The organism is Fibrobacter sp. UBA4309 (assembly GCF_002395745.1).
Classification (GTDB): Bacteria; Fibrobacterota; Fibrobacteria; order Fibrobacterales; family Fibrobacteraceae; genus Fibrobacter.
Map to the genome: position 1 here is coordinate 14196 of NZ_DGUN01000078.1, position 26534 is coordinate 40729.

Genomic DNA, 26534 nt, shown 5'->3' on the forward strand with positions numbered 1-26534 from the left:
TCGTGGCTGATTCAAGTTTCATTTCCATACGCGGGTGCAGGCTGCACAACCTGAAGAACGTAGATGCCCAGTTCCCGCTGGGCAAGATTACGGTTGTTTGCGGGCCTTCGGGCTGCGGGAAGTCGACGCTCGTGCTCGACACCCTGCACGGGGAATCCAAGCGCCGCTACCTGGAAACGCTCTCCCCCTTTGCCGCCGAGCTCCTGGGCGGACGCCGCATCATCCCGCTCGACAGTGCCGAAGGATTGCCCGCAAGCCTGGCCGTGGGGCCAAGCCACGGAGAAGCCCCCGCAAAAGCGTACGCACTGAGCCTTTCGGAATGCGACAATACGTTGCGCAGTTTGTTCGCCAGGTTCGCCAGGCCCGCCTGCCCTATTTGCGGCAAACCCATGGAAAGCCAGAGCCGCGAAGAGATTATCAAGGAAATCGCGGGGCTGCCGCAAGGGAGCAAGCTGCAGTTCCTTGCAAGAGTCGCGCCCGAAAAACGCGCCAACCTCGACAAACTTTCGGCGGTGTTCCTGGCGCAAGGCTTCACCCGCGCTTTCGCCGACGGCGTAAGCTATTCGCTCGCCGACCTCACCGAGAACGAAAAGAAAGTCGTCCCGCAGGAATTCTTTATTGTCCTGGACCGAATCATTGTCCGCGAAAATACGCGCACCCGCATTGCCGAGGCCGTAGACGGCGTGTTGAAACTCACGCACGGCGAACTCACGCTGGATATTGGCGGCGAGCGCAAGCTCTACAGCACGGCGCCGAGATGCCCCGACCACGGAGCGCAACTGTCCCGTCCGCTCCAGTCCGAAGACCTGTCGCCCTACTCGCGCACGAGCGCCTGCCCCACCTGCGGCGGCACGGGAATTATCGAAAAAGACGACACGACCGAAGACTGCCCCGACTGCAAAGGGCTCAGGCTCAAGCAAAATTTGCTCCAATCGGTCATCGACGACTCCACCTGGAAGGACTTGCTCGAAACGCCGTTCGACACGCTCGGGACAACGCTGCACCAGCTGTTCGGCAAGCGCCTGAACGCGAACCAGAAACCCGCCTTCAACGCCCTCCTCGACCGCATCGAGGCCATAAACGAGCTCGGTATCGGCTACCTGACCGGCGGCCGCAGCGCCGCGACCCTCTCGGGCGGCGAAATCCAGAGGCTCAGGCTTTCGAGCCTCAGCACGGGGCACCTGAACAACCTGCTTATCGTGCTTGACGAACCGGCCAGCGGACTCCACCAATGCGACGTGGAATCGCTTTGGAAAGTCCTCAAGAAAGTCCAGTCCCGCGGAAACACGCTCGTGCTCATCGAGCACAACCCGGGCATCATCAAGAAGGCGGACTGGATTATAGAAATGGGACCGGGTGCCGGCGAAAAAGGCGGCGAGATTTTGTTCCAGGGGACAGCGAAAGAAGTGCTCGGGAACAGCGAATCGCCGACGGGGAAATGGATTAGAGAATTAGGAATTCGGAGTTCGGAATTCGGAATCAATAATTTGAAAATTAAACCGAAGGTTCCAAAGAAAAACGCCGCGGTTATCGACATCAAGAACTTTGCGATGTTTGACATGAAGCCGGTCAGCGCCCAATTCCCGGTGCAAAAGTTCAGCGTCATCACGGGCGCAAGCGGTAGCGGCAAGTCCACGCTCCTGTTCAAAAACCTCGCCCCCCGCGCTAGCCAAGGCGAGTTCGAAGACCTCGGCATCCAGGCGCTCTCCATCCTTTCGACAGGCGATTTTCACGGGAACCGCCGAAGCACGGTCGCCTCGGCCATCAACCTGAACACGCCACTCCGCGACCTTTTCGCGAAACTTCCCGAAAGCAAGGTCCGCGGCTACACCGCCAGCAAGTTCGCGACGCACGCCCCCGGGGGCCGCTGTGAAAACTGCAAGGGCGAAGGCGTCCTCTACGATCCCGCCGGTTACGAAGAAACGGAATGCCCCGTATGTCTCGGCAGGCGTTTCAAGGACGAGATTCTCGAAGTCCGCTTCAAGTCGCTCTCCATCGCCGACATTCTCGACATGGAAATCGGCAACGCCTACAAGCTGTTCATCAACATGAAGCCCTTTGCCGACAAGCTGAAACCGCTCGTGGATACGGGTCTCGACTACCTGAAACTCGGGCAGACCACGGCACACCTCTCCGGCGGAGAACGTGCGCGCCTGCGCCTTTCCATCGCGCTCGCCCGCGCGAAGGCACCGAATACATTATTCTTGTTTGACGAACCCGCCCGCGGGCTCCACAAGGCCGATATCGAGCACCTGCTTGCACTGATCCACGGACTAACAGAGGCAGGCCACACCGTCATTGCCATCGAACATGCGCAAGACTTCGTGAACGCCGCCGATTATGTGGTGGAACTTTCTCGCAAATAGTTAAAGCGTCGCGTGGGCCGCAATCTTGTAGATTTCGGTGACGTCCTTCGCCTTGAGCGGAACAAAGCCCCAGCCGTCGCCCGGATTGAGCTTTTCCACCATCTTCGGGATGTCTTCTTCCTTCGCGCCGAGTTCTGCAAAATTGATGGGCATGCCGATGGAATGGAGATACCGGCGGAAAGCCTTGATGCCTTCGAGGGCGGTAGCCTTCGGGTTCTCGAAGTTCATCTCGCAGCCGAACACGCGGGTCGCCATCTGGGCAAAGCGCATCACGTTGTGGTCCACCACGTATTCCATCCAGGCGGGCATGATGACCGCGAGGCCCGCGCCATGGGCGCAGTCGTAAAGCGCCGAAAGTTCATGCTCGATGGCGTGGCTGTTCCAGTCCTGACTGCGCCCGCAGCCCACGACGCCGTTGTGGGCTACCGTTCCCGCCCACATGATGTTCGCACGAACCTGGTAGTTGGCGGGGTCGGCAATGGCGCGGGGGCCCTCCTTCACCATCGTCAAAAGCACCGCTTCGCACAGGCGGTCGGTGATTTCCACTTCGAGCGTATTCGTGAAGTAGCGTTCAAAAACATGGGCCATGATGTCGGTAATGCCGCAGGCCGTCTGGTAGGCGGGCAACGTGCAAAGGAGCGCCGGATTCTGCACCGCGAACTTCGGGCGGATATGCTCGCTGCTCGCACCGCGCTTGAGCATGCCGTCTTCCTTGGTCACCACGGAGTCCCCGCTGCCCTCGGAACCGGCAGCCGCGATCGTCTGCACTACGCCAATCGGGAGCGCGCGCGCCGCCGAGGCCTTGCCATCGTAAAAATCCCAGAAATCGCCATCGTAAAGCGCACCCATGGCAATGGCCTTGGAGCTATCAATCGTGGAGCCGCCGCCCACCGCCAAAATAAAGTCGATGCCGTTTGCACGGACAATTTCAATGCCCTTGTACACGAGCGAATCGTGCGGATTCGGCTTCACGCCGCCGAGTTCCACGTGCGGGACACCAACAGCATCGAGGCTAGCCTTCACGCGGTCAATGAGGCCCGAACGCACCGCAGAGCCACCACCGTAATGGATCAGCACCTTCGTGCCGCCATACTTCTTGACGAGCGCACCGCATTCATTTTCGCGGTCCTTACCGAATACAAATTCCGTGGGGCTGTAGAAATTGAAATTATCCATATTCCATCCTTTTTCTTGTTTTTTGCCTAAAATACAAGAATTTTGCCGAAAATGCGCACAAATTCGGCTTTTTTCTGTGTACAAGGGGAAACAGGAATTCTTTAACCCGCTGCGGCGAGGGCGCTATTTCACATTGACCCTGTGCGCCTGGCGGCCCACTTGAACCAGATAACTGCCGGCACGACGCATTTCGAGCGCAACGTTTCCGGTGGAGCCCACCAGCCCCTTGGCAATTACCCGGCCCTGCATATCGAACACGCTTACCTTTGAGCCCGCATGGGCGCCATAGACTTGCAGCAGGCGACCCGCGGCATTGACGCCGAACGAAAGCGTCTTGGAAACTTCGCGAAGCGATTGCCTTATACTGTTCGACCAGATGGTACCTTCGTATGTGTTTACGCAACTGTTCAGGAAATTTGGGAAGGAGCCCTTACCATCCGGATGCCAGAAAAATTCTTCCCATACGGACTGGCTGTAATAATCGTTGATGAATAGTCCCGAAACACTATGGTTGTTGGCATAATAAACCAAAGTATTGCCATTAAGCAGTACACCAATGGGCTGCCACAGTACGATTCCGTCCACCCAATTGCTGTCGGCATCCACGAGGGCCTCGTTGACGACAATGTCGTTTGTTTGCCAGGCACAGGGGCGGGTTTCTGTAAGTTTGGCGCTGTCAAGTTTGTTGCTCGTGTACAGTGCAAACCAATACAGTTCTTCGCGATTTGAGATGAGGTAGCAGCCGTTTTCGTTTGTGGCGGGCTTCTTGGGTTCGGGGTACCAGTGCGCATAAAGGTCGAAATCGCGGCTGTAGTAGGATGTTTTCCCGAAACTCTTGATTTCGCTGGAATAAGTGAGTTTGTCAAACCAACCTACAAAAATAAAGCCTTTACGGGTCGGTTCTTTTAAGGTGATGTCGGTGTCGAAATTGAATGTTGCCGGATTAGCGGGGTCATTCTCGCCACCGTTCAAGTGGTACGTGATCTTATAGTTGTTCGTTATCCACTTTGCATATAACGTGATATCGTCGCGGCGATCCTTCGCAAGCTCTTTCACAGGCGTTTTGAACGTGGAATCGGCATACCAGCCGTCAAAAGTGTAGCCTACTTTTTCAAGCCCCTTTAATGTATAGGCCGCGGAATCCGAGGACCAGCGCGAGGGATTGATTTCGGGCTCCATGCCGCCATTGGCAACATAGGTCACAAGATATTCGCTCTCCCACCTGGCGTAAAGGGTATAGTATTTTTTGGTACCGGCCTTGATGGTGTCAATCCGTTCCTTATACAGGCTGTCGGCAAACCATCCTTCAAAGGTATCGCCCTCCTTTGTGGGACTTGACAGAATAACGGCGGAATCGATTGTGTAGTACTCCGGGTTTTTGTCGCTGTTCACGCCACCGTTCAGTTTGTAGTCAAGGTAATACCTCACATTGGAACTTAAAACCGGGTATGGATCTATGCCCACGCGTTGTTCCCATGCGGCACCATAGGTGCCCTCCTGCAATTTCCCTAGAACGGTCCCGTCCCTGAATTCGTCCGCAGTCGCCTTTGATCCACCGTATTGGGCTGCCCCATCGCCGGCATAGTAGGTGTTCTTGATTTCAACATGGTGGCGGGAACTGTCATAGTAACACCATTCAAGATTATGAAGGCCAAAAATGGCATCGCCGCTATCAGAAACCGTTCCGATGTTGAATACGTTCTCGAGGGTTAAATCCTGCGCTTGACCGACAATGCCTCCGGCTCCATCATATAGGCTAAATGCACCGGAAACGCGGCCCGCATTGTAGGCGTTGATAATCTGAGTCACGTTGCTCGGGTTCATCGTGGGCCATTCGGGCTTTGCTAGGGCAGGCTTTGCCAAGGGAGGCGGAGCACAAAGGCACGACCAGTCTTCCTCGCTTATAATTGCACCGGCAATGCCGCCGGCGTTACCGCGCGCGACAACCGTCGCCTCGCTAAAAACATTGACAAGAAGCGCCGACTGGTCTATATAGCCGACAATACCTCCTGCATAACGGGTACCTTCAAAATAGGAATCCTTAATACCCAAGTTCCTTACGACGGGGGGCTTGCCGGCGCCTTCATAAAGCTTAGAGAAAAACCCGGCTTCATACTGTTTTTTAGTATAAAGCCCCGAAATGGTGTGGCCGTTGCCCTCAAATATTCCGCCAAATTCAAAAGGCTGCCAGTACATGATGTCATTGCGGGTGGAGTCCGGGTTCCCTTCCGCATCCAGCAGATTTTCATTGACCACGATATCGTTCTGGAGTTCTATGCAAGCAAAGGTGGAAAGTTTGGGGATGGCGTAAAGTTCCTCCTTGGAGGTGATTTGGTAACAGCTGTCAGCACTTAACTGGGGTTCCTTGACTGCAGGGGCCCAAAGCGCTATCAACGTGTATTTGTCTCCACTGCAACGGGATATACTTTTTTGGGGAGCGTCGTAAAAAACACCGGTGGGAGCTTCTTTAAACCAGCCCAGAAACCGGGAACCTTCGCGGGTCGGCTCCTGGAGCGTAATCGTGCATTCACTAGAATCTGCTTTTATGACGACATAGCTATCCGGGTTCGCGGGGTCATTCACGCCCCCGTTCAGGTAATAGGTGATAGTCCGCGTGTCGCCTACCGCGGCAAAGCCGAAGCCAGCCAATAACAACAGCAAAAGCATGGAATACAAATACTTCATACCCTTAATATAATCACAAACAAGTTAATCCGGACAAAAAAAAAGGCAGAAAAACACGTAATTTCACGGAACGACGCACCATCTTTGTGCCATCTTCGGTGTAAAAAGAACTACCGCATCGGGAATTCTTCGAAGGCCTTGCTGTTCGCCTGCATGTCGTTGCCCTTCCAGTCAAAAAGCGCGGGGCCCCAGGCGCCGCCGAGCGTAGGTTCCCAGAAGAAAGTGCCTATCCAGCGGTCCATCCCCTTCACCATCTCGTTCGTGCGCTTGCGCGAGCCGTCGAAATTGTAGTGGTTGTCCGCATCGCCGCCGTTGTATTCCGCGACGATGAATTCCAGATTTGGATAGCTCGAGGTGACCGTCTGGAAAAGCGATTTCCAGTTGTCGGGAGGCCCGTCGTCGTAAGCCGTGTAGGCAGAAAAGCCCATCACGTCGGCAGGGACCTTCTGGTTCTTGAAGATTTCCGTCATCCACCAGGTGACGGTATTCGCCTGGCGTATGCGTTCGATGTGCAGCACCGTCTTGGTATTCGGTGAAACTTCCTTGACGGCCTTGATGCCCGCCTTGAAGTACTTGGCCGCGTTCGCCTTGCCACTCGAGGTGCCCATGTCGCCGTTGATGGCGGTAGAAGCCTTGTCTACATTGTTGCCCCAGCAGTCCGTCCTGCTGTTCGGCACGTGGATGAGAATGCCCGGAGTCGTCTCGTTGCCAATCTGCACCATCGCGGGGAGCGAATTCACCTCCTTGAGCGCATTCATCAAATCGAGGGTGTAGGCGTAAACGGAATCGGCTAGCGCATCGGAACTTCGTACGGAGCGCCAGCGCTCGGGGATAATCTGCTTGCCGGGATCGGCCCAGTTATCGCTGTAATGGATATCGAGCAAGAACGCCATGCCGGCGGCCTTGATCTTTTGCGCATAGGCGACGATGTGGTCCTTGTCGGCGTAGGCCTCGGCCTCATGACCGCAACCCGATGCGGCATAGCCATACTGCGCCTTGGGGTCTACGAAGGTCTTGAGGCGGATGGCGTTGAAGCCGTGGTCCTTGAGGAGCGTGAAGATGTCCTTCTCGACACCGTCAACGTCGAAGAACTTGGTCTTATTGCGTTCGTATTCCTGCACCGTCGAGATGTCGGCGCCGGTGTAGAACTGAAATTCGATAGGCGCGTCGGCCGACTGCGTCGCGGAAGACTGCGGAAAATCTCCCGTCGAAGAAGACGGGGGCTCCGATGCCGAAGAATGCGGGTCGCGGGAAGATGAAATCGCCGGGTTGGAATCCGAGGACCTCCGGGGTCCGAAGAAAGAACTGGAACTCGGATAGGGGTCCCACAAAATCAAAGACGAGGAAGAAAACGGCGAAGGCACAGAAGAAGACTGCGGGTCAAGCGAACTGGACGAAAGGGCCGCATCGGACGAGCCCTGGATAGCCGAAGATACCGGAACAGCCCCCGATGACGCCGGAAGCGTTCCCGAAGAAAGCGCGCCCGCGGACAGTTCCTCCGCAGATATCGTTCCTTCGGCAGACGACGTCGATTCGCCGCTACAGCCAAACAGGACCAGCGCCGCAAATGCGCCAGCCGAAACCAAACCAATTGAACCCTTGCGATAACCCATGCTTAAAATCTATACTAAAAAAACACTCATAAATAAAAAACTTCACCGAATAGTCACAACTCTGGTTTCATTTTCATACCGAATCAAGTATTTACCCGCATTTGGGAGGTCAATAGTCATTGAAGATTCCGTTTGCAATTTGCGCAGAATCCGTCCTTGAGCATCCATAATGAGAAGCTTTTTTTGGGGAACGAGACCGGATAAACATATCTGTTTTCCACTTACCTTAACAAGCAATTGTTCTTTTAATATTTTGTTCTGAATTATCCATTTTGGAGGTTTTATATTCGCCTCACTAATAGTAAAGTTATCAAATGTCCCATAACCCCAAACATAAGAATCATTTATTATAACATCTTTAACATTTTTTAGATATCTAACGTAACAAAACAACGGGCCATAAACTTCTTCATAATCCGATTTTTCGTTGCTAAACAAACCAGAAATTGAATATCCATTTCCATAAAACTTCCCTTTATAGTCATCATCATCATTTTTTCCAATGCAATCCCAAATAAAATACTCCTGCATCGCCCAGCCGTTATTAACATCATTTATGACATTTTCATTAACAACAATATCATTCTGAAGAGACGCACACGCATACGGATTGCTGCTGTGTCCTTTCAACGTTCCGTTAACCAGGCCTGCAAACCAATACAATTCTTCTCGGGACTTAAGAAGATAACATCTGTTAGAATCTAATTCAGGTTCCTGCGGTTCTGGCATCCATTCTGCGTACAAATTTAGATTTGCATCACCTTTTATTTCTGTCACAGGAATTGAAGAAGGTTTATCCTTAAACCAATTGTAAAAAACGGCCCCCTCTCGAGTCGGATCTTTCAACGATATTGCTGAATCTATTATTGTAAAAGTAGTTGGATTGTCAGGGTGATTCACTCCTCCATTCAAGTGATACGTCACGGTGTAAGTATGTAATTTCCATTTGGCATACACGGTAACATCTTCCGCATTCCCTGCTGGAATCTCCGTAATTTTTTGCGTAAAGAGGGAATCCATAAACCAACCTTCTAAATCATACCCAGTGCGATATGCCAAAGGAAACGTTCTTGCGCCTGAATCAGCAGACCAATATATTTTATTCTCTGGAACATAATTGTAAAAATTTCCACCATTCATAACAAAACTTAAAACATATTGGCTACCCCATTTTGCATAAACAGTCCAATCACCTAGATTCTCTGTTTTAATCGTGTCTATCCTTGTTTTGAATTTACCATCTATATACCAGCCTTCAAATGTGTCGTTATCCTTTTGCGGTGATTCTAGTATAATACGATTATCCCCTTTGATGTAACTAGAGGGATTAGACTCACTATTCACACCACCATTAAGAACATATTGAATATTGAATTTAAGGACATCTTCGACGAAGGGAAAAGAATCAACACCCACACTTTGTTTCCAACTAGTCCCATTTTCCCCGTTTGATAAAATATCAAGCACAGTCCCATCCGCAAACTGGGCTCGACTTAGCGACATTGCCTTAGAAACGGATGTGTCTTTAGATTCCATACACACAGCATTTTCTATTTCAAACACATGCTCGTAATCAAAGCAGGTAGATCCGTGACTAGGAACAATACAATCTATTTCTCCGCCTTGCAGTTTCCCAGCAAAATAGACATTCCTTAAAATAGCGGCATCCATTTCTGCTGTAATGCCACCGGCAATATCCCCTTCAACATAGCTATGACTGTAGGCATTTTCAATAACAACCACTTGTGTTGTATCAATTTCCCCATTTCCAGATGTAGGACCGAGTGGACAAGCATCATTCGTTGCACTAATTGTTCCCACCAATCCCCCAGCAAATACTCCACAATGAATCGACGCTTCTGCATAGACATTATACAATCTTGCAGGGCTAGCTATTGTACCTACAATTGCACCAACGGCCTCATCTGCAGAAAAATAAGAGTCTTTTATTCCTAGGTTTCTTACGACACTTTTTGTTCCATCAAATCCCAAATATGAGATGAAACCCTCTTCACCTCTCAATCCAGAGATATAGTGACCATTACCCTCAAATACTCCAGAAAAGTCCCAAAACGGCCACCATACGAAATCATCAGTGGAAAGATTCCCATTTTTATCCAAAAGGTTCTTGTTGACGACAATATCATTTAAGAGAGAAACACATCCGCTGGCATAGACACTAGTCAATCCATAGAGTTCCTCAGCAGTATTAACTAGATAGCATCCTCGTTCATCTTTTTCAGGAATTTTCGGAATCAAGCCCCATCTGGCAGATACCGTAAAATCACCAAGATAAGTTGAAATAGTATATTCAGCTTTGCCCTGATATTCACGAAAATTAGAATTTTTATAAACCCTTTGATTTGGATCTTTTGGTTCGATAAACCAACCCAAAAAAGAATAGCCTTCGCGAGAAGCTGGTTGCAACCTAACCTTTGTGGTCACTGCATCTCCGTAACTTGTTGGATTATCTGGATGGTTAATCCCTCCGTTTAAAATGTAATTGATGGTATACGCGTTAGCAACAGTTGCTGCCGACAGCAATAAAATGAAAAACAAACAGATTTTGCGGAAATCACACAGCATAACAGCATTCCAACGTTCTCTATATTAATATATACAAATAAGCAGGGAAAAGCATTTTCTATCAAAAAATTGTAAATTTAAGCTATGCAACCATGGGATTTGCTCGCATCTGACTCCGTCCAGGGCTTTATCGAAGAAGCCCATGCGCGCAAGTGCGATGCATTGCAAGTTTCGACCGCACTCAACAAGGCGGGCTACAGCAACGAAGACCGCGCCGCCATCATGGACTACATGGCGCTCGTGCCCAAGTTCCGCGAAAAATTCTGCTCCGGCAAAAATGCAAATAAGGATTCCGCCCGCGGGGTATTCCTCCTGTGCGACAAGCTCGCGTTGGAACAGAGTACCGCACAAGATATCGGGCGCTGGAAGGCGAATCTGTGGCCGCACGGAAACGGCGAAAGCGCAGAAGTACACGACCTGTGCTGCGGCATGGGCGGCGACAGCTTTTTCTTGCCGGCCGGGCTGAAAGTCACCGGAGTCGATCTCGACGAAAACCGCCTCGCGATGTACAAGCATAATTTGCAGGCGTTCGGAAAAGACGCTTCCATCAAGTGTGCCGACGTGCGAGATGTTGCACGCGAAAACGGCACAAAGATGGCCGTCTCCGCGGGCATGACGAAAACAGACTACTTCACCATCGACCCGGCCCGCCGCGCGCTCGAAGGCGAAAACCAGCGCGACCTGAGGAACCTCACGCCCACGCTCGAAGAAGTCGTGGAAATCAACAGGCATTACAAGGGCGGCATGGCAAAACTGCCTCCAGGCTACCCGCCCGCCGAAATCCCGGACGGCACCGAAATCCTGTACCTGGGCGGCCACGGCGACTGCCGCGAATGCTTGGTGCTGTTCGGGGAACTCGCGAAACATCCCGACACCGTCCGCGCGGTCATTGTCGATAAGAACGGCGAAACCGTCGCCGAATGGAGCCGCAGGCGCGACCGCTCGCTCGAGACGCTCGACGACGACCTGCAGGAGAAACTCGACCGGAACGACAGCCTCGAAGGCAAGGACCGCACCTACCGCACCGCGACAAGCAAGAGCGACCTGTCCCTGGGAGAAATAAGCAAGTACATCGCGGAACCCGCGCCCGTGCTCATCCGTAGCCACCTCTTCAACGCGGCTGCCACCGTCCACGATGCCGATGCGCACCTGATTTCGGAAGGCATCGCCTACGTGACCAGCGAAAAACCACTCCCTGCACCAGGATTTGCCTGCTACGAAGTGCTCGCGTATACCGAAATCGCGACGGGAGCCGTCCGCAGCATGCTCAAGGAACACGATGTCGGGAAAATCACGCTCAAGCTTCGCGGCGTAAAGCTCGACCCCGATGCAGAAATCAAGCGCCTGAAGCCGAAGGGAAAAAACACGGCCATCCTTTTCTATACCCGCGCTTATGGGGAGAAGGTTGCTATACTTGCTGTAAAGACGAAAGAACGCTCGCAAAGCTCGCTATAGACTAAAGACGAAAGGAAAATCTTTTAAATCATTTTGTATCTTTCAATCATCCTCTATCGTCTTTCGTCTATCGTCTAAACATATGACCGTAAAACTCGAAGAATCTTGGCTCCATTTGCTCGCCGACCAGTTCGAGCAGCCGTATTTTAAACAAATTAAAGAAAAGCTTTTGCAGGAGAAGGCGGAACACCACGTGGTCTATCCGCCCGGCTCCAAGATTTTCGCGGCGCTCGACTACTGCCCCGTCGACAAGGTCAAGGCGGTCATCATCGGGCAGGATCCGTACCACAATCCGGGCCAGGCGCACGGGCTGTGCTTCTCGGTACCCATGGGTATCGAGCCTCCCCCGTCGCTCGTCAACATTTTCCAGGAACTTCACGACGACCTGGGCATCAATCCGCCCCCGCACGGGAACCTCGAAAGCTGGGCGCACCAAGGAATCCTATTGCTGAACGCATCGCTCACGGTACGCGCCCACATGGCGGCAAGCCACGCCGGAATCGGCTGGCAACAGTTCACCGACACCGTCATCCAACGCCTCTCCGAAGTGCGCGAGAACCTCGTATTCTTGCTGTGGGGCAGTTTCGCCATCAAAAAGCAGGCGCTCGTGGCCCCGAACCGCGGCCACCTGATTCTAACCGCGCCGCACCCGAGCCCGCTTTCGGCCTACCGCGGTTTCTTCGGTTGTAAGCATTTCAGCAAGGCGAACGAATACCTCAAGAGCAAGGGCCTAGAACCCATCGACTGGAGCATTAAGTAGAAGTTCTTTTTCTATATTAACTAACATGACTAACAGAAACTCTCTCGGACGACTCATCCTCTTTATCGTGCTCGGCCTCATCATTGGCGGGGTACTCGGTGAATGCCTCGGGCTCCTCTTCGGGGAACTCGGCGAACTCATGAACGCCGGCGGTTACGACAACATCGTCCGTAACTTCTTCGTGGCGTCCTTCGACCTGAACCTGGGATTCCTGGGCGACAAGGCGGACCCGATAGTCATCGACCTTTACATGATCAAGCTCGCCCTGGGCTTCGGTCTCAAGATTAACGTAGTAAGCATCGTCGGCATGATCGTGGCCATTTACATCATGAAATGGTCCGGAGGAAGCAGATAATGGAAACCATCAAGGATTTGAGCGACAAGCTCGCAAGCGGGGAAACCTCCGCGGTCGCGCTGGCACAAGCCTCTCTCGCAAAGATTGAATCTACCAAGAACCTGAACGCCTATATTTCCGTACTGAACGAACGCGCGCTCGCCAAGGCCGCGGAATCGGACAAGAGACGTGCCGAAGGCAAGAGCCTGGGCGCGCTGGACGGCATTCCCGTGGCCGTGAAGGACAACATGTGCCTCGAAGGCACGCGCACCACGGCGGCCTCCAAGATTTTGGACAATTTTGTAGCCCCCTACACCGCGACCGCCGTCGAGAAACTCGAGGCCGCCGGGGCAGTCATCGTGGGCAAGACGAACATGGACGAATTCGCGATGGGCTCGAGCAACGAGACTTCGTACTACGGGCCGGTGAAGAACCCGCTCGACGAATCCCGCGTTCCGGGCGGTTCCAGCGGCGGTTCGGCCGTAGCCGTGGCCAGTGGCACGGTCGCCTGTGCGCTCGGCTCCGATACCGGCGGATCTATTAGGCAGCCTGCCGCGTGCACAGGCGTCGTGGGCCTTAAGCCCACCTACGGCCGCGTGTCCCGCTACGGGCTCCTGGCATACGCAAGTTCTTTGGACCAGATCGGCCCCTTCGGCGCAACCGTCGCCGACTGCGCCACTCTCCTTAACGCAATCTGCGGTATCGACCCGCACGACAACACCACGAGCACCCGCGAACCCGAAAACTTTACCGCCAAGCTCGACGCGGGCGTGAAGGGCAAGGTCATCGGCGTGCCGAAGGAATACTTCGCCGAAGGTCTCGACCCGGAATGCAAGTCCGCTATTGAAAACATGCTCAAGAAGATGGAAGCCGAAGGCGCCACGCTCAAGGAAGTGAGCCTCCCGCACATCGGTTTCGCAGTTTCTAGCTACTACATCATCGCAACCGCCGAAGCGAGCAGCAACCTTAGCCGCTACGACGGCGTGCGCTACGGCTACCGCAGTAAGGAAGCCCGCAAGCTGTTCGACCTGTACGCCAAGTCCCGCAGCGAAGGTTTCGGCAAGGAAGTGCAGCGCCGCATCCTCCTCGGAAGCTACGTTCTTTCCGCCGGCTTCTACGATGCCTACTACGTGCAGGCTCAGAAGGTGCGCCGCCTCATCACCGACGACTTCAACAAGGCCTTTGAAAGCGTGGACGTGATTGCGAGCCCCACGATGCCGGGGCTGCCGCTCAAGTGCGGCATGAACGAGTCCGACCCGATGGCCGTGTACCTCTCCGACATCTACACCGTTAGCCTGAACCTCGCCGGTCTTCCGGGCGTGAGCGTTCCGTGCGGCATGGCAGGCGGACTTCCCGTCGGCCTCCAGTGGATCGGCAAGCCGTTCCAAGAAGCGGATTTGCTCAGCGTCGCCGCCGCGACCGAAAAGCTGAACAAGTAATGAAAACATTCGTCAAGGCAATCTCGCTCGCCGTCGCACTCCTCGCGCCGCTCTCGTTCGCGCAGAAGTCCAGTTCGTCGGCTGTCGATGTTTCGTCATCGTCCGTTGAAGTCGTTTCTTCGGCAGTTGTCGAATCTCCGTCGTCGGCGATAGAACCATCGTCAGCCGTCGAAATTTCGTCGGCTATCGAATCGTCATCATCGGCAGTCGTCGAATCGTCATCGTCCGAAGACGCCTTTGCCAACTTCATGGACCAGCCGTCGGCAGATCCGTTCGCCTCTTCTTCGTCCACGGAGTCCTCCTCTTCGGCCGAAGAATCTTCATCCTCGAACGGCGACGGAGGCCTCGTGCTCATCGGCGGAGACGAATCGTCTTCTTCGTCGCGCCGCATGGTCTATGGCAGGGACGCGCCTGTCTACACGTTCGTCGCAACCGCCGGCCTCATGTCTCCTAGCCGCGGCATATTCTCGTTCGAATACGTAGTCTCGCAAGAAATCTTCAACGTAGGCATCCACTTCAGCGACTACACGAGCGAAGTTTTCCAGATAGGCGTCTCCGCCATCTACTACCCCATGGAAGTCCGCTACTTCTACATGTTCCTGACTTCCGACTGGGTGCACGGAACGTACGAGAGGGACCGCGACATCGGTGCCGGAGTCTACAAGGAATTCGAGGAAACCGAAAACTACTGGCGCGTCGTCTTGGGTATCGGTACCGAAGCCCTCTTCCTCAAGCACTTCGGGCTCTATGCCGAAGTCGGCTTCGAGTTCTTCGCCGGAGAGGGCGGCTACTACACGCACCTGAACAAGGAATACGGGCGCCTCGACAACGACAAATTCGAATTGCCCTACGGCATCGGCATCCTGATACCATTCTAGTATCCGCGAGGCTCTGAAATCCAGGCCAATCCATTTGCAAAACAAAGACCCGCGACCTGAGCCGCGGGATTTTTATATTCGAACAAAGAGCGGATTAGTCGACCAAGCCTAGTCGCCCGTCCTGTAGTTCGGGGCTTCCTTCGTAATCGTCACGTCATGCGGATGAGATTCACGGAGGCCCGCGCCCGTGATGCGGACGAACGTCGCCTTCTTGTAGAGTTCTTCGAGGTTAGCAGCACCGGCATAACCCATAGCAGAGTGGATACCGCCAATGAGCTGGTAAACGGTGTCGCGGAGCGGTCCCTTGTAGGGCACGCGGCCTTCGATGCCTTCCGGAACGAACTTGCGCGGTTCCTGGACGCCACCCTGGAAATAACGGTCGGCGGAGCCAGCCTTCATGGCGCCGAGGGAGCCCATGCCGCGGTAGCTCTTGTAGCTACGGCCATCGGCGAGGATGACTTCTCCCGGAGCTTCTTCGGTACCGGCAAAGAGCGAACCCACCATCACGGCGTGACCGCCGGCAGCGAGAGCCTTGACGATATCGCCAGAGAACTTGAGGCCACCGTCAGCGATAATCTTCACGCCGACCTTGCGAGCCATCTTGCCGCATTCCACGACAGCGGAGAACTGCGGGTAACCGACACCGGCCACGATACGCGTGGTGCAGATGGAACCCGGACCGATACCCACCTTGACGATGTTGGCACCGCACTTGGCGAGTTCTTCGACAGCTTCCGGCGTGCAAACGTTACCGGCGCAAATCGTGAGCTTCGGATATTTCTTGCGAACGGTCTTCACCATGTTGCGCACACCGATGTGGTGGCCGTGAGCCGTATCGATAATGAGCAGGTCGACGCCGGCGTCCACGAGGGCGGCGACGCGTTCAAGAGTATTGGCAGATGTGCTGACAGCGGCACCCACGAGCAACTGGCCGTTCTTGTCGAGGCTAGCGTTCGGGTTGTTTTCGCGCTTCAAAATGTCTGTCATCGTGATGAGGCCCTTCAAGGCACCGGAAGCATCCACCAACGGGAGTTTTTCGATACGCTTTTCGGCGAGGATTTCCTTCGCCTTCGCAAGGCTCACCTTCGGGCTTGCCGTCACCGGATTCTTGGTCATCACGGTGCGGATCTTCACGTTCATGTCGCTCACCGTGCGAAGGTCGCGGCTCGTGAGCATACCGACGAGCTTACCCTTGGAAAGAATCGGGAAACCGCTCACCTTGTTCTTGGCGCGGAGTTCAAAAGCAGCGGACACCGGCTGGTCCGCATCGAGCGTCACCGGGTTGGTGACGATACCGGACTGCCACCGCTTGACCTTGCGGACTTCTTCGGCCTGGTCTTCGACACTCATGTTCTTGTGGATGATGCCGAGGCCGCCCTGCAAAGCGAGCGAAATAGCCAAGGGAGCCGTTGTCACGGTATCCATGGCGGCACTGATTATAGGAATGTTCAGCTTGATATTCGGGGCGAGCTGGGTGCTCACGTCGGTCTGGGCCGGCAAGACAGAAGATTCAGCGGGAACTAGGAGGACGTCGTCAAACGTCAAAGCTTCTGGCAAAAGTTTCATAAATTACCTCTTTTGCGTATAGAATATAGCAAAATTAGTTATTAGTTAGTAGTTATCAGTTACTAGAAATATGTAAAAAAAGCAGTTATTAGCCACCGCGACTATTTCCCGTTGTAACGTTCCATGCACTTTTCGATGCCGAGCTTGAAGTAGCATTCCACAAGGGCGGGCACTTTTGCAATGGCCTCTTCGAATACGGGGCGGTCTTCGGACGAGAACTTCGCCAAGACCCAATTGCTGAGGTCAAATTTCGGGGGGCACTTGCCCACGCCAAAACGGATACGCGGGAACTTGTCGCCCACATGCTCGATGATGTTGCGGAGCCCGTTCTGGCCACCGTGACTGCCGTCCTTGCGGCAACGGATACGGCCTACATCCAAATTAATATCATCGCTAAACACGAGCAAATGATCGACCTTGACTTTATACCAAGTCATCAACGCCTGCACGGCCTCGCCCGAGAGGTTCATGTACGTCTGCGGCTTGGCGAGCAGGCACTCCTCGCCCGCTATAGTCACCTTCATGGTGAGCGCCTTGTGTTCGCTTTTCCAGTCCTTGTTCGGGTCGGCAAGTTTTTCGACCGCCATGAAACCCGCATTGTGGTGGGTGTTGGAATACTGCGTACCGGGATTTCCGAGACCGACGATAATGTACATGATTACTTGAGACTCCACTTGTTGAGGTCATTGCGCCATTCGTCGAACCAGTTGCCACCGGACACTTCCTGGCCCAACGATTCCATGACTTCCTGTTCACTGCCGGCACCTATCGCCGTCACTTTCGAATTCAGTTCAAAGGCCTGTTCCCCCTGGCAGGTTTCCCCCTTCAGATGGATATCGGCCGAACAGGCTACGCCGACATTCGCCGTTTCGCATACCACCGGGAAGACATCGATAAGGAGCTTGACGCCAACCTTGCATTCCGTCTGCTGCACTCGGTAATCTCTCGAGATGCGCGAAAACACCAGCATCTGGATCTTGTCGGAATCGGGCGTATCGGATGGCAGCGCCTGCTTCTTGTAAAAGAAGGAATTGCTCAAGAGAAGTGCGTTGTGCTCGCGGTTCACGCGGGCGAACAGGCTGTCCGCCGCGCCATCGACGGGAGTCCCGAGCGAGACCAGGATTCGGCGCAGCGCCATCATGCGGATATAGACGTTCTTGACATCCTTGTAGGCACTGTTCTTTTCGACAGGCTTTTCAAGGCCGTCCAGGCCTTTTACCAGATTCTCCAAGGAATCGCCGAAAGCGGCATACTTCTTTTTAAAAGGAATCGCCGCGTTCGCCTTGGCCATGCAAGACGTCACGGTGAACTTGCCCGCGTTTTCTACGGAAGAATCCACGCGGACATTTTCAGGATTTTCCAGACGCGACAGGAACTGCTGCTGCACCGCAAGCGAGGCTTCCATCATCTCGCGCTGTTCCACGTTCATGCCGGCATTCCTATCGGGGCTGGAATTCGCCAGCGAATCCATCTGCTTGGCGATATCCCTCTGGGAAAGCATCAGGGCGGTCTGGTAAGAACCGGCAAGTCCCGAACCGTAAAGGCTTTCGCCCTGCGGGCACTCGGCCGCACCGACGGTCACGGCCTCGGATTCGGCGGAATCCCCATTTTTCGACCCTGCACAGCTACAAAGGCAGGCTACCGCAAGGCACAGGAACAAACGAAGCGAAAGCTTTTTCATGCTGTAAATATACAAAGATAAACGGGATTTCATGACCAGGGCGCAAAGTTTATTTTTTCGAGCAAAAAAGAATCCGCCGGACAGATGTCCGACGGATTCAAAAGCAGGTTCCAGGAACCGATTACTTCGCGGCAGCATCGGCAGCCGGAGCAGCGGCAGCCGGGGCAGCGGCAGCGGCCGGAGCGGCTTCAGCAGCGGCAGCATCGTCCTTCTTCTTGCTCTTGGAGGAAATCGTGAAGATCACGGTGCGCGGGCCAGAAGCCAGTTCGACGCCTTCCGGGAGCTTGAAATCCTTGGCATAGAAGGTAATGTTGGTTTCGAATTCGGAAATGTCCATTTCGAGAATGGTCGGAATGCAAGCCGGCTTGGAAGCGAGCATGAGGTAGCGGGTTTCCTGGGAGAAAACACCACCCTGGGTCTTGACACCGACCGGAAGGCCGTTCAACTTGACAGGAACGCGGACCTTGACCATGGAGTCTTCTGCGATCTTGAGGAAGTCGATGTGCGTAATCTTCTGGGTGATGGCGTCCTTCTGGTAGTTGTAGACGACGGCCGGATTGCCAGCCTTGCCATCAATTTCAAGGTCGAGAAGCGTGTAACGCTTGCCCGGAGCGAGGACCTTGCGCAAGTCGATTTCGCTTACGGCAATGTTCTGCGCTTCCATACCCTTACCATAATAGACGGCCGGAATCTGACCAGCCTTACGCAAACGGGCGTTGTCGCGGTTTGCACCTAGCACTCTCGAGGTAGCTTTGAGCGTTGTGAGTTCCATTTTGTTATCTCCATTTGGATTAAGAAAAATTCATTGGGGTAGCTGGATTCGAACCAACGAATAACGGAATCAAAATCCGTTGTCTTACCACTTGACGATACCCCAATGGTGGGGACAAATTTAGCAAAAAAAGCGATTTTTCAAAGGGGTGAACAGCCGAACAAACGCTAATTATGCCAGAATTTGGTCAAGACGAGGTAGCGCGTGTAGGGTTCGAGGGCGACCGCAGCCGCCTCCGCAGAGGACCTGTCCGCAAAGATGCCGAATACGGACGCACCGGACCCGCTCATGAGAGCGACCCGCGCTCCGAGGTCAAGGATCTTGTCCTTCAACGAGGCGACCAGGGGATGCTTCGGGAACACGGAAACCTCGAAAGCGTTGAAAAACGAGCCGGAATCGAGCAGGCTGTAGCCAAAAGACCTTTCCGCATCGGTTCCGCAAGCCCAGGCGGTCTTGTAGGCTTCCCAGCGGTCCGGGCCGGACTTGGGCACGCCCGCATAGGCGTCCTTTGTCGGGACGGCGTCGTGCGGAGTCGCGATAAGCAGGACTTCCCCTGCCGGAAGGTCCAGCGGGTCGATAAAAGTCAGTTGTTCGCCGATGCCCTCGGCGAAAGCCGTGCCGCCTCTGACGAGGAAGGGCACGTCGGCACCGAGCCTGGCCCCGATGCGTTCCAGTTCCGTGGGCGACAGGTGCAACTCCCAGAGGCGGTTCAGCAACCTGAGGGTTGCTGCGGCATCGGCGCTACCGCCTCCAAGGCCGGCACCGAGAGGCATCACCTTCTCGAGGTAGATATCCGCACCGAGCAGGGGATTCCCCGCCTTGACGCGCAGGGCAACCGCCGCCTTGTACACGAGGTCCGATTCCACCGGGTATTCCTGCGGCTTGTTGTACGTAAGGTTGATAGTCCCGTCTTCGCGCGGGGTCGCCGTCACGGTATCGCCGGCATCGATGGTCTGGAATACTGTACCGAGGTCATGGTAGCCGTCTTCGCGCTTGCGGATGACATCGAGGAAGAGATTGATTTTAGCAGGAGCAAATTCTTTCATAAGAAGTAGGAAGTAGACAGTGGTTAGTGGTTAGTGGTTAGTGGTCATCCTCCGAGCCTAGCGAGGAGGAACCATCACTCTCGAAAGCCGCATTATGAACTGGATGGATCCTCGCGCAGCGAGGATGACGTATCACACCCCTCATTTCACATTACCTGAACGCGCCGGAGCGTTCGAGTTGCATCAGTTCGTCCATGCCGATGAGCATCGCGCGGGGCTTGGAGTTGCCGGTACTGCGGGCGCAGAGTCCCATACCGAACAGCTGGTCCACGATCTTGCCCGCGCGGCTGTAGCCCACGCTGAAATGGCGCTGCACCGCCGAAGTAGAAAGCCCGTTGCCGCATTCGATGGCCCACTTGGCCACCTCGAACAGCAATTTGTCCTTCTTCTCGTTCATGGCGGCATTGCCACCTTCGCCATCCTCGCCTTCCCCGCCTTCGCCTTCCACTTCGAAGGACTCGAGCTGCGGGTAGCATACATTCTGGTTAGAGCAGGCATCGGCGAGCTTTTCTGCCTCTTCGTCGCTGAGGAACGCACCGTGCAGGCGCACCGGATCGGGAGCGTTCACGGCCTTGTACAGCATGTCGCCACGGCCCAGCAGCTTTTCGGCACCGGCATGGTCCATCACCGTACGGGCGTCCACCTGCGAAGCCACCTTGAAGCTGATACGCGTCGGCAGGTTCGCCTTGATGTTACCGGTAATCACCTTCACCGACGGACGCTGCGTGGCAAGCACCAGGTGGATGCCCACGGCACGTGCCTTTGCGGCAAGTCTCGAGACGTTCTTCTCGATTTCCTTGCCGGCGACCATCATCAAGTCGGCCATTTCGTCGATAATCACGACGATGAACGCCATGCGACGACCGCGATCCTCTTCGGGAACATCTTCGGGCAGCTCGCCCGCATCGAATTTTTCGTTGAAGCCGTTGATGTTGCGCACCTTCGCCTTCGCGAGCACCTCGGTACGGCGGTCCATCTCGTAGCAGAGCCACTGCAAAGCCTGGATGGCGACTTCGGGTTTGGTAATCACGGGCGCCAGCAAGTGCGGGATGTTCTCGTACATCTTGAGTTCCACCGCCTTCGGGTCCACGAGAATCATGCGGAGTTCGTCGGGAGTCTTGCTCAAGAGCATGCTCGCCATGAGCGCGTTGATGCAGACGGACTTACCGGAACCTGTCTGGCCCGCAATCATCAAGTGCGGCGCCTTCGCCAAATCCATCGCGAACGGTTCGCCCGAAATATCCTTGCCGAGCGCCATCACGATCTTGTCGGGACTCGGCTTAAACGCGGCACTCTCGAAGATGTCGCGGCCGTAAATCGTCTGCGTCTTGCGGTTGGGAATCTCGATACCCACGGCGCCCTTGCCCGGAATCGGAGTCAAGATGCGGATGGAAGTCGCCTTCAAGGCCATCGCGAGGTCATCTTGCAGCGAACTGAACTGCGAAACCTTCACGCCAGGCCCCGGTTCCACCTCGAAGCGCGTAATCACGGGGCCCGTCTCGCAACCGACCACCTTGCCCTTCACCTTGAAGTTCTCGAGCTTTTCTTCGAGCATGCGGCCGATTTCGTTCAGTTCCTCTTCGGTATAGTCGGCCGGCTGCGGCTCGTGCGTATCCAGAATCTCGTCGACCGTGGGCACCTTGTACTCGTCGTAATGGACGGTCGGGTCCAGCTGCGGGATTCCCGTGGACTCAGCCGTCCCGATGCGGTTGGGCGGCACGTAGGTCGGATCGCGGTCCACTTCGTCAGCGCCGACGATTTCGGGCATGAACGTTTCGTCTTCGTCGTTGCCTTCCACGACAGGATTTTCGTCTTCTTGCGGTTCGTCTACGGCAAAATCTTCTCCGTGGCGGGCAGCGACAACCGTCTCTTCGGTATAGGGGTTCGGCTTTTCTGCCTCGGGCTGCGGCTCTCCGCCGCGCACCGCTCCCTTCACCACGATCTTGTTCTGGTGCGCCTTCTCCCAGTTCAACAGGTCGCGCGCACGCCTGATTTCGGCAATCTTGTCGCGGATTTCCTTTATCTGCAAGGCGCTCATGCGGCCCTCGCCATCGCGGAGTTCCTGCTCCAGGCGAAGGATTTCGGGATCTTCCTGTTCAGAGGCGGCAACCGTCACCTGGTCGGCGGCGACAACGGTCTCGTCATCGCCACGGAATCCCGGAGGCGCAACCGTCGTCACGTCCGGAGCATACGGATTTTCGGCAAGGCCCTTCTCGTACGGAAACGGGGCGGCATCTTCTTTGGCGCCCACCATGCCCATCACGCCACGCCTAACCTTGAACGGCTTGATATCGGCCTTGTCCCTGATATTGTAACCATCCGGCACGGAATAGATGGTACTGTCGTCGACAAGCATGTCCTTGCGGCCCTTGCGGGCTTCACGGCCCGTCAAGGAAGCCTGGACATCGTCTGCGACGGGGGCTTCGGCATTCTTTTTATGGAACAGGCCGGCAAACCATTTCAACGTCTTCGCGATGAAGGCGAAATGCCTCGGGCGTAGTCCAAACGAAAGCACGAGAATCAATCCCAGCGTGGCCACGAGGATAATCAGGGGCGCCACAACGGACACCGTCCCGAACACCGAGACAAAAACGTACTGCATAAAGAACTGCCCCAGCACACCGCCGTTGCTGAACAGGACCTCGCGCGGGAGCCCCGTCATGCCATAGGATTTCAGGGAAAGCAGGCACGAAAGGTCCAGCGTCAGAAGCGTCATGCCGATGCTAAAGCTGAGCAGGCGGGGACGCAAAACCTTCAAGGCAATAAAAAGACCCCACAGGACCAAGGACAAAGTAAAGAAGATGACAGGGAGGCGTCCGAAAACAAACGTAAACGTATCAGGGACCAGCTTGCCAAAAAAAGGACCAAGCCAATTGCCGTTTTCGCCGCTATAGACCGAACTGATGCACCCCAGCAGCAGTATTACGCCCACCGCAAACAGGAACCAGCCCGAAACAAGCCCAAAAAACGGGGTTTCTTGCTCAATTTTTTTACTTTTCTTCTTGCTCGCTGCCAAAATATGCTCCTTCACTATATAAAAGAAATATAGATTAAGTCCTTTTATTATAATTAGAACATGCAGAAAAAAGTATCGAAAAAAATAAAGAAATTTTCTGTCGGCGTAAGCATCTCGGCAATGCTCGTCTTTATCATTTTGTTCTTCGGCAACGTCCAGGACCCGAACCTGTATTTCGCAAAGTCCGGAGCTGAATCGCTAGAGTACCTTTTTTACGACCTCTTCTTTAAAACCCGCACCGGCAAGATTACCGACACCAACAAGGACAACAGCGTCGTCGCTGCGGACAACTACGACCCCAACATTCTGATTGTCGATATCGACGAACCTTCCCTGACCAAGCTTGGCCCCTACACCACCTGGGAAAGAGACTTCCACGCAGATGTCACCAAGAACCTCACCGAAGGCGGGGCGTCGGCAATCGGCTTCGATATCATGTTCAAGACGGCGGACTTCGGCAAGAAGAAAACCGACAACAACATGGTTCTCATCAACAAGCTCAAGGAACAGAACGCCCTTATCCTGGTGAACGATTCCGCGGTCATGGAAGGCACGCACTCGTTCTTCAACTACGATTCCATGCTGGTCACCGCCATCAAGGAGAGCGGGAACACCATCATGTGCTACGATTTCGGCGAATGGGGCAACTACAAGCACGAGTCGCAGTGGCGCCCGATCAGTTCGCTCGACTGGGCCAAGGATATCGGTTTCGGTTCCACGTTCACGCAGAGCCAGATTGACCATCCCGAAAATATCGAGAACAAGGACCTGCTCGACAACATCTTCCCCGAAATCGCGCACGCGAGCAAGTTTATCGGTTCGGTGAACGCCTACCCCGACGAAGACGGCGTGGTGCGCCGCGTCGCCATGCTCTACCGCTTCCCCAACAAGGAACTCAACGATTCCCTGCAAGAAAGCGACGTCCGCATCTACACGACGATGTCCCTGATGACGGTTTTGCACCTTTACCGCCAAAAGCCGGAAAACGTCATCATCAAGATGGGCAAGTATATAGACGTAGGCAAGCCTTTTGGCGTATACCGCGATGACAACGGCGAAATTCAGACGACATTCCCGCGCTTCACCTACCCCATGTTCACCTCGCTGCAAAAGAAGCTCAAGGCCGCTGCCGAAAAAATCCGCAACACGTCCAAGAGCAAGCGCAAGGCCGAATTCATCGACGTGTCGTCAAAGATTATCGCGAGCAAGGACGAAGACGGATCCATCTCGTTCGACATTTTCGAAGGCCAGACCATTTCGGACAGGTTCTCCACCATAGTCCAGACCATGGACACCACGATATTCGGCAAACTTGAAGGACACGAAGAAAAGGAAATCGAAGAAAACATCACCATCAAGAGGGACTCGCTCGACGATAACCACTTTGTCATCACGGATACCGAAGAAGAAGACGAAGTCATCGTCACGCCCTTTGTCGTAAGCACCATCCAGAGCTATGCGGACTCCCTGAAAGACCTGGAACCGGGCAGGCTGCTGCACCTCGCCATGGACATGGACATCCGATACGACTACAACAAGAAGGCCTGGAAATCCAACATGGTCATCTTGAGTTCCGATGTGCTGCAAGACATTCTCAACACGCCCGAATCGGCTATCGAGAACCTGAAGAAAGGCGAAGAACTCCGTTTCGGAAACGTCAAGCGCATTCCTATCGACAAGTACGGCCGCTACCTGGTGAACTACCAGGGCCGCTACAATACCATCGACGCCCAGAGAAGTTTCCAGCACCTTTCTTACTACGACGTATTGAAACACCGCGTAGACCCCGGATTCTACCAGGGCAAGACATTCATTCTCGGTTCTGCCGCGGCGGCCATGTTCGACTTTGTGTCAGGCCCGCACGAAGAACACTACCCCGGCGTGCTCGTCCACTCCACCATTCTCCAGAACATCTTGAACAACCAGTTCATCGTGTTCCTGCAAGAGCACTACCAGCAAATCATCGTTCTCATCCTCGCCATCCTCTGCACCTTTGTCGGCCTCTATATCCGAAGCTACATCGCCATATCGTTCGCCCTCATCATGATGTTCGCCTACACCATCGTAGCCTACTTCTACTTTGTAAACGGAACGTACATCGGCGTTTCCAAGCAGCTGCTGACGATTCTGCTTACAACCATTTCTGCCCTGATTGTCCAGTTCTACTTTGAATCCAAGGAAAAGAACTTCTTGAACAACGCCTTCAAGCAGTACATTTCTCCGGAACTTATAGATGCGATGGTGACGAACGAGATTATGCCGACCCTCGGCGGATCCAAGTCGAACATTACCGCCTACTTTACCGATATCGCAAGTTTCTCCACCTTCTCCGAAAAGATCGGTGACCCGAGTAAGCTGGTCGACCTGCTGAACGAATACCTGACCGCCATGACGGATACGCTGCTCGGCAACAAGGGAACGCTCGACAAGTACGAAGGCGACGCCATCATCGCGTTCTTCGGAGCGCCCATGCCGCTCGAAAACCACGCCCAGAGCGCCTGCAACTCGGCCATCGACATGCAGAACAAGCTCAAGAAGCTCCGCAAGAAATGGAAGGGCGAAGGCGACAAGTGGCCGGAAGTCGTCCACAACATGCACATGAGAATCGGCATCAACTCCGGCGACATCGTTACCGGAAATATGGGCTCTTCGATGCGTAAGAACTACACCATGATGGGCGACGCCGTGAACCTCGCCGCACGTTTGGAAAGCGCAGCCAAGCAGTACGGTGCCTACATACAAATTAGCGAAGACACGCAAAGCCACCTGGAAGACGGCAAGTACATCTACCGTTCTCTCGATACTATCCGCGTAGTCGGCAAGAGCAAGCCCGTCAAGACATTCGAACTGCTGGAACGCAGCGGCTGCGACAACGAGGCCCAACTCAAGAAACTCGTCGAGATTTGGGAACAGGGCCGCAGCGCCTACCTCAACATGGAATGGGACAAGGCGAAGGAACTGTTTACCCAGTGCCTGGAATACGAGCCGCACCTGCCCGAACACGACCCGGGAAGCAAGACTTGCCCGAGCCTCGTGTACATCCAGCGTTGCGAGAACTACAAGATAAACCCGCCCGTGCCCGCAGGCGAAACCTGGGACGGCGTGTTCACGGCTACGAGTAAATAGACTGGATCCTTCGACAGGCTCAGGATGACACAACG

The 26534-nt window shown here is 54.4% G+C and carries 17 protein-coding genes and 1 tRNA gene; 7 read left to right on the plus strand and 11 right to left on the minus strand.

The genetic code is table 11. The features are described 5' to 3' along the window. The first annotated feature begins 2 nt into the window (after nt 1-2). A complete protein-coding gene (locus tag B3M32_RS11485; RefSeq protein WP_290747032.1) occupies nt 3-2366 on the plus strand; it encodes an ABC transporter in 2364 nt (787 codons plus the stop codon). Here the strand turns inward: B3M32_RS11485 and B3M32_RS11490 are convergent, their stop codons facing one another. The 4 genes from B3M32_RS11490 to B3M32_RS11505 form a co-directional block, all read right to left on the minus strand. Beyond that, on the minus strand, nt 2367-3542 hold the full coding sequence (locus B3M32_RS11490; RefSeq protein WP_290747035.1) for an iron-containing alcohol dehydrogenase: 1176 nt from the start codon (nt 3540-3542) through the stop codon (nt 2367-2369). Between the two features lie 123 nt (nt 3543-3665). Further along, nucleotides 3666-6227: an InlB B-repeat-containing protein gene (locus tag B3M32_RS11495; RefSeq protein WP_290747038.1), complete on the minus strand. Its 2562-nt coding sequence runs from the start codon at nt 6225-6227 to the stop codon at nt 3666-3668. A 110-nt stretch (nt 6228-6337) separates the two neighbouring features. Continuing rightward, nucleotides 6338-7840 (minus strand): glycosyl hydrolase 53 family protein, encoded by a 1503-nt coding sequence (locus B3M32_RS11500; protein ID WP_290747040.1) that lies wholly within the window; start codon nt 7838-7840, stop codon nt 6338-6340. Between the two features lie 42 nt (nt 7841-7882). Next, a complete protein-coding gene (locus tag B3M32_RS11505) occupies nt 7883-10426 on the minus strand; it encodes an InlB B-repeat-containing protein (RefSeq protein ID WP_290747043.1) in 2544 nt (847 codons plus the stop codon). A gap of 84 nt (nt 10427-10510) precedes the next feature. Here B3M32_RS11505 and B3M32_RS11510 point away from each other — a divergent pair, with 84 nt between their 5' ends. The 5 genes from B3M32_RS11510 (at nt 10511) to B3M32_RS11530 (ending at nt 15292) form a co-directional block, all read left to right on the plus strand. Next, on the plus strand, nt 10511-11881 hold the full coding sequence (locus tag B3M32_RS11510; protein WP_290747045.1) for a THUMP-like domain-containing protein: 1371 nt from the start codon (nt 10511-10513) through the stop codon (nt 11879-11881). An 82-nt stretch (nt 11882-11963) separates the two neighbouring features. After that, nucleotides 11964-12641, plus strand: a complete 678-nt coding sequence (ung, locus tag B3M32_RS11515; RefSeq protein WP_290747047.1) for a uracil-DNA glycosylase — start codon at nt 11964-11966, stop codon at nt 12639-12641. 25 nt (nt 12642-12666) lie between these two features. Then, a complete protein-coding gene (locus B3M32_RS11520; RefSeq protein ID WP_290747049.1) occupies nt 12667-12996 on the plus strand; it encodes a DUF4321 domain-containing protein in 330 nt (109 codons plus the stop codon). Further along, nucleotides 12996-14414: an Asp-tRNA(Asn)/Glu-tRNA(Gln) amidotransferase subunit GatA gene (gene gatA, locus B3M32_RS11525; RefSeq protein ID WP_290747051.1), complete on the plus strand. Its 1419-nt coding sequence runs from the start codon at nt 12996-12998 to the stop codon at nt 14412-14414. Before B3M32_RS11520 ends, gatA begins: the two co-directional genes overlap by 1 nt. Then, nucleotides 14414-15292: a hypothetical protein gene (locus B3M32_RS11530; protein ID WP_290747053.1), complete on the plus strand. Its 879-nt coding sequence runs from the start codon at nt 14414-14416 to the stop codon at nt 15290-15292. Before gatA ends, B3M32_RS11530 begins: the two co-directional genes overlap by 1 nt. Before the next feature lie 108 nt (nt 15293-15400). Here B3M32_RS11530 and guaB read toward each other — a convergent pair whose 3' ends face one another. From guaB to B3M32_RS11565, 7 genes are all read right to left on the minus strand, one after another. Continuing rightward, nucleotides 15401-16858, minus strand: coding sequence for an IMP dehydrogenase (gene guaB, locus B3M32_RS11535; RefSeq protein ID WP_290747055.1), 1458 nt, complete (start codon nt 16856-16858; stop codon nt 15401-15403). Nucleotides 16859-16959: 101 nt separating this feature from the next. After that, a complete protein-coding gene (gene pth / locus B3M32_RS11540) occupies nt 16960-17514 on the minus strand; it encodes an aminoacyl-tRNA hydrolase (RefSeq protein ID WP_290747057.1) in 555 nt (184 codons plus the stop codon). Nucleotides 17515-17516: 2 nt separating this feature from the next. After that, nucleotides 17517-18539 carry a hypothetical protein gene (locus tag B3M32_RS11545; RefSeq protein ID WP_290747059.1) on the minus strand — a complete coding sequence of 341 codons (1023 nt, stop codon included), beginning with the start codon at nt 18537-18539 and terminating at the stop codon, nt 17517-17519. Nucleotides 18540-18660: 121 nt separating this feature from the next. Then, entirely contained in the window at nt 18661-19311 is a 651-nt protein-coding gene (locus B3M32_RS11550) for a 50S ribosomal protein L25 (RefSeq protein ID WP_290747061.1), read from the minus strand. A gap of 33 nt (nt 19312-19344) precedes the next feature. Next, a tRNA-Gln gene (locus B3M32_RS11555) sits at nt 19345-19416 on the minus strand. A 62-nt stretch (nt 19417-19478) separates the two neighbouring features. After that, nucleotides 19479-20357, minus strand: a complete 879-nt coding sequence (gene ispE, locus B3M32_RS11560) for a 4-(cytidine 5'-diphospho)-2-C-methyl-D-erythritol kinase (RefSeq protein WP_290747063.1) — start codon at nt 20355-20357, stop codon at nt 19479-19481. Between the two features lie 151 nt (nt 20358-20508). Next, nucleotides 20509-23373, minus strand: a complete 2865-nt coding sequence (locus B3M32_RS11565; RefSeq protein WP_290747065.1) for a DNA translocase FtsK — start codon at nt 23371-23373, stop codon at nt 20509-20511. 60 nt (nt 23374-23433) lie between these two features. On the opposite strand from B3M32_RS11565, the gene B3M32_RS11570 reads away from it, so the two are divergent. Further along, nucleotides 23434-26499, plus strand: coding sequence for a CHASE2 domain-containing protein (locus tag B3M32_RS11570; RefSeq protein ID WP_290747067.1), 3066 nt, complete (start codon nt 23434-23436; stop codon nt 26497-26499). Nucleotides 26500-26534: the final 35 nt, after the last annotated feature.

What these genes read in the sequence shown, in the direction of transcription:
- pth (WP_290747057.1), bottom strand. Translation starts at nt 17,514, where the DNA reads ATGTACATTATCGTCGGTCTCGGAAATCCCGGTACGCAGTATTCCAAC.
- B3M32_RS11495 (WP_290747038.1), bottom strand. Translation starts at nt 6,227, where the DNA reads ATGAAGTATTTGTATTCCATGCTTTTGCTGTTGTTATTGGCTGGCTTC.
- ispE (WP_290747063.1), bottom strand. Translation starts at nt 20,357, where the DNA reads ATGAAAGAATTTGCTCCTGCTAAAATCAATCTCTTCCTCGATGTCATC.
- B3M32_RS11520 (WP_290747049.1), top strand. Translation starts at nt 12,667, where the DNA reads ATGACTAACAGAAACTCTCTCGGACGACTCATCCTCTTTATCGTGCTC.
- B3M32_RS11490 (WP_290747035.1), bottom strand. Translation starts at nt 3,542, where the DNA reads ATGGATAATTTCAATTTCTACAGCCCCACGGAATTTGTATTCGGTAAG.
- B3M32_RS11545 (WP_290747059.1), bottom strand. Translation starts at nt 18,539, where the DNA reads ATGAAAAAGCTTTCGCTTCGTTTGTTCCTGTGCCTTGCGGTAGCCTGC.
- B3M32_RS11570 (WP_290747067.1), top strand. Translation starts at nt 23,434, where the DNA reads ATGCAGAAAAAAGTATCGAAAAAAATAAAGAAATTTTCTGTCGGCGTA.
- B3M32_RS11550 (WP_290747061.1), bottom strand. Translation starts at nt 19,311, where the DNA reads ATGGAACTCACAACGCTCAAAGCTACCTCGAGAGTGCTAGGTGCAAAC.
- gatA (WP_290747051.1), top strand. Translation starts at nt 12,996, where the DNA reads ATGGAAACCATCAAGGATTTGAGCGACAAGCTCGCAAGCGGGGAAACC.
- B3M32_RS11510 (WP_290747045.1), top strand. Translation starts at nt 10,511, where the DNA reads ATGCAACCATGGGATTTGCTCGCATCTGACTCCGTCCAGGGCTTTATC.
- B3M32_RS11505 (WP_290747043.1), bottom strand. Translation starts at nt 10,426, where the DNA reads ATGCTGTGTGATTTCCGCAAAATCTGTTTGTTTTTCATTTTATTGCTG.
- ung (WP_290747047.1), top strand. Translation starts at nt 11,964, where the DNA reads ATGACCGTAAAACTCGAAGAATCTTGGCTCCATTTGCTCGCCGACCAG.
- guaB (WP_290747055.1), bottom strand. Translation starts at nt 16,858, where the DNA reads ATGAAACTTTTGCCAGAAGCTTTGACGTTTGACGACGTCCTCCTAGTT.
- B3M32_RS11500 (WP_290747040.1), bottom strand. Translation starts at nt 7,840, where the DNA reads ATGGGTTATCGCAAGGGTTCAATTGGTTTGGTTTCGGCTGGCGCATTT.
- B3M32_RS11530 (WP_290747053.1), top strand. Translation starts at nt 14,414, where the DNA reads ATGAAAACATTCGTCAAGGCAATCTCGCTCGCCGTCGCACTCCTCGCG.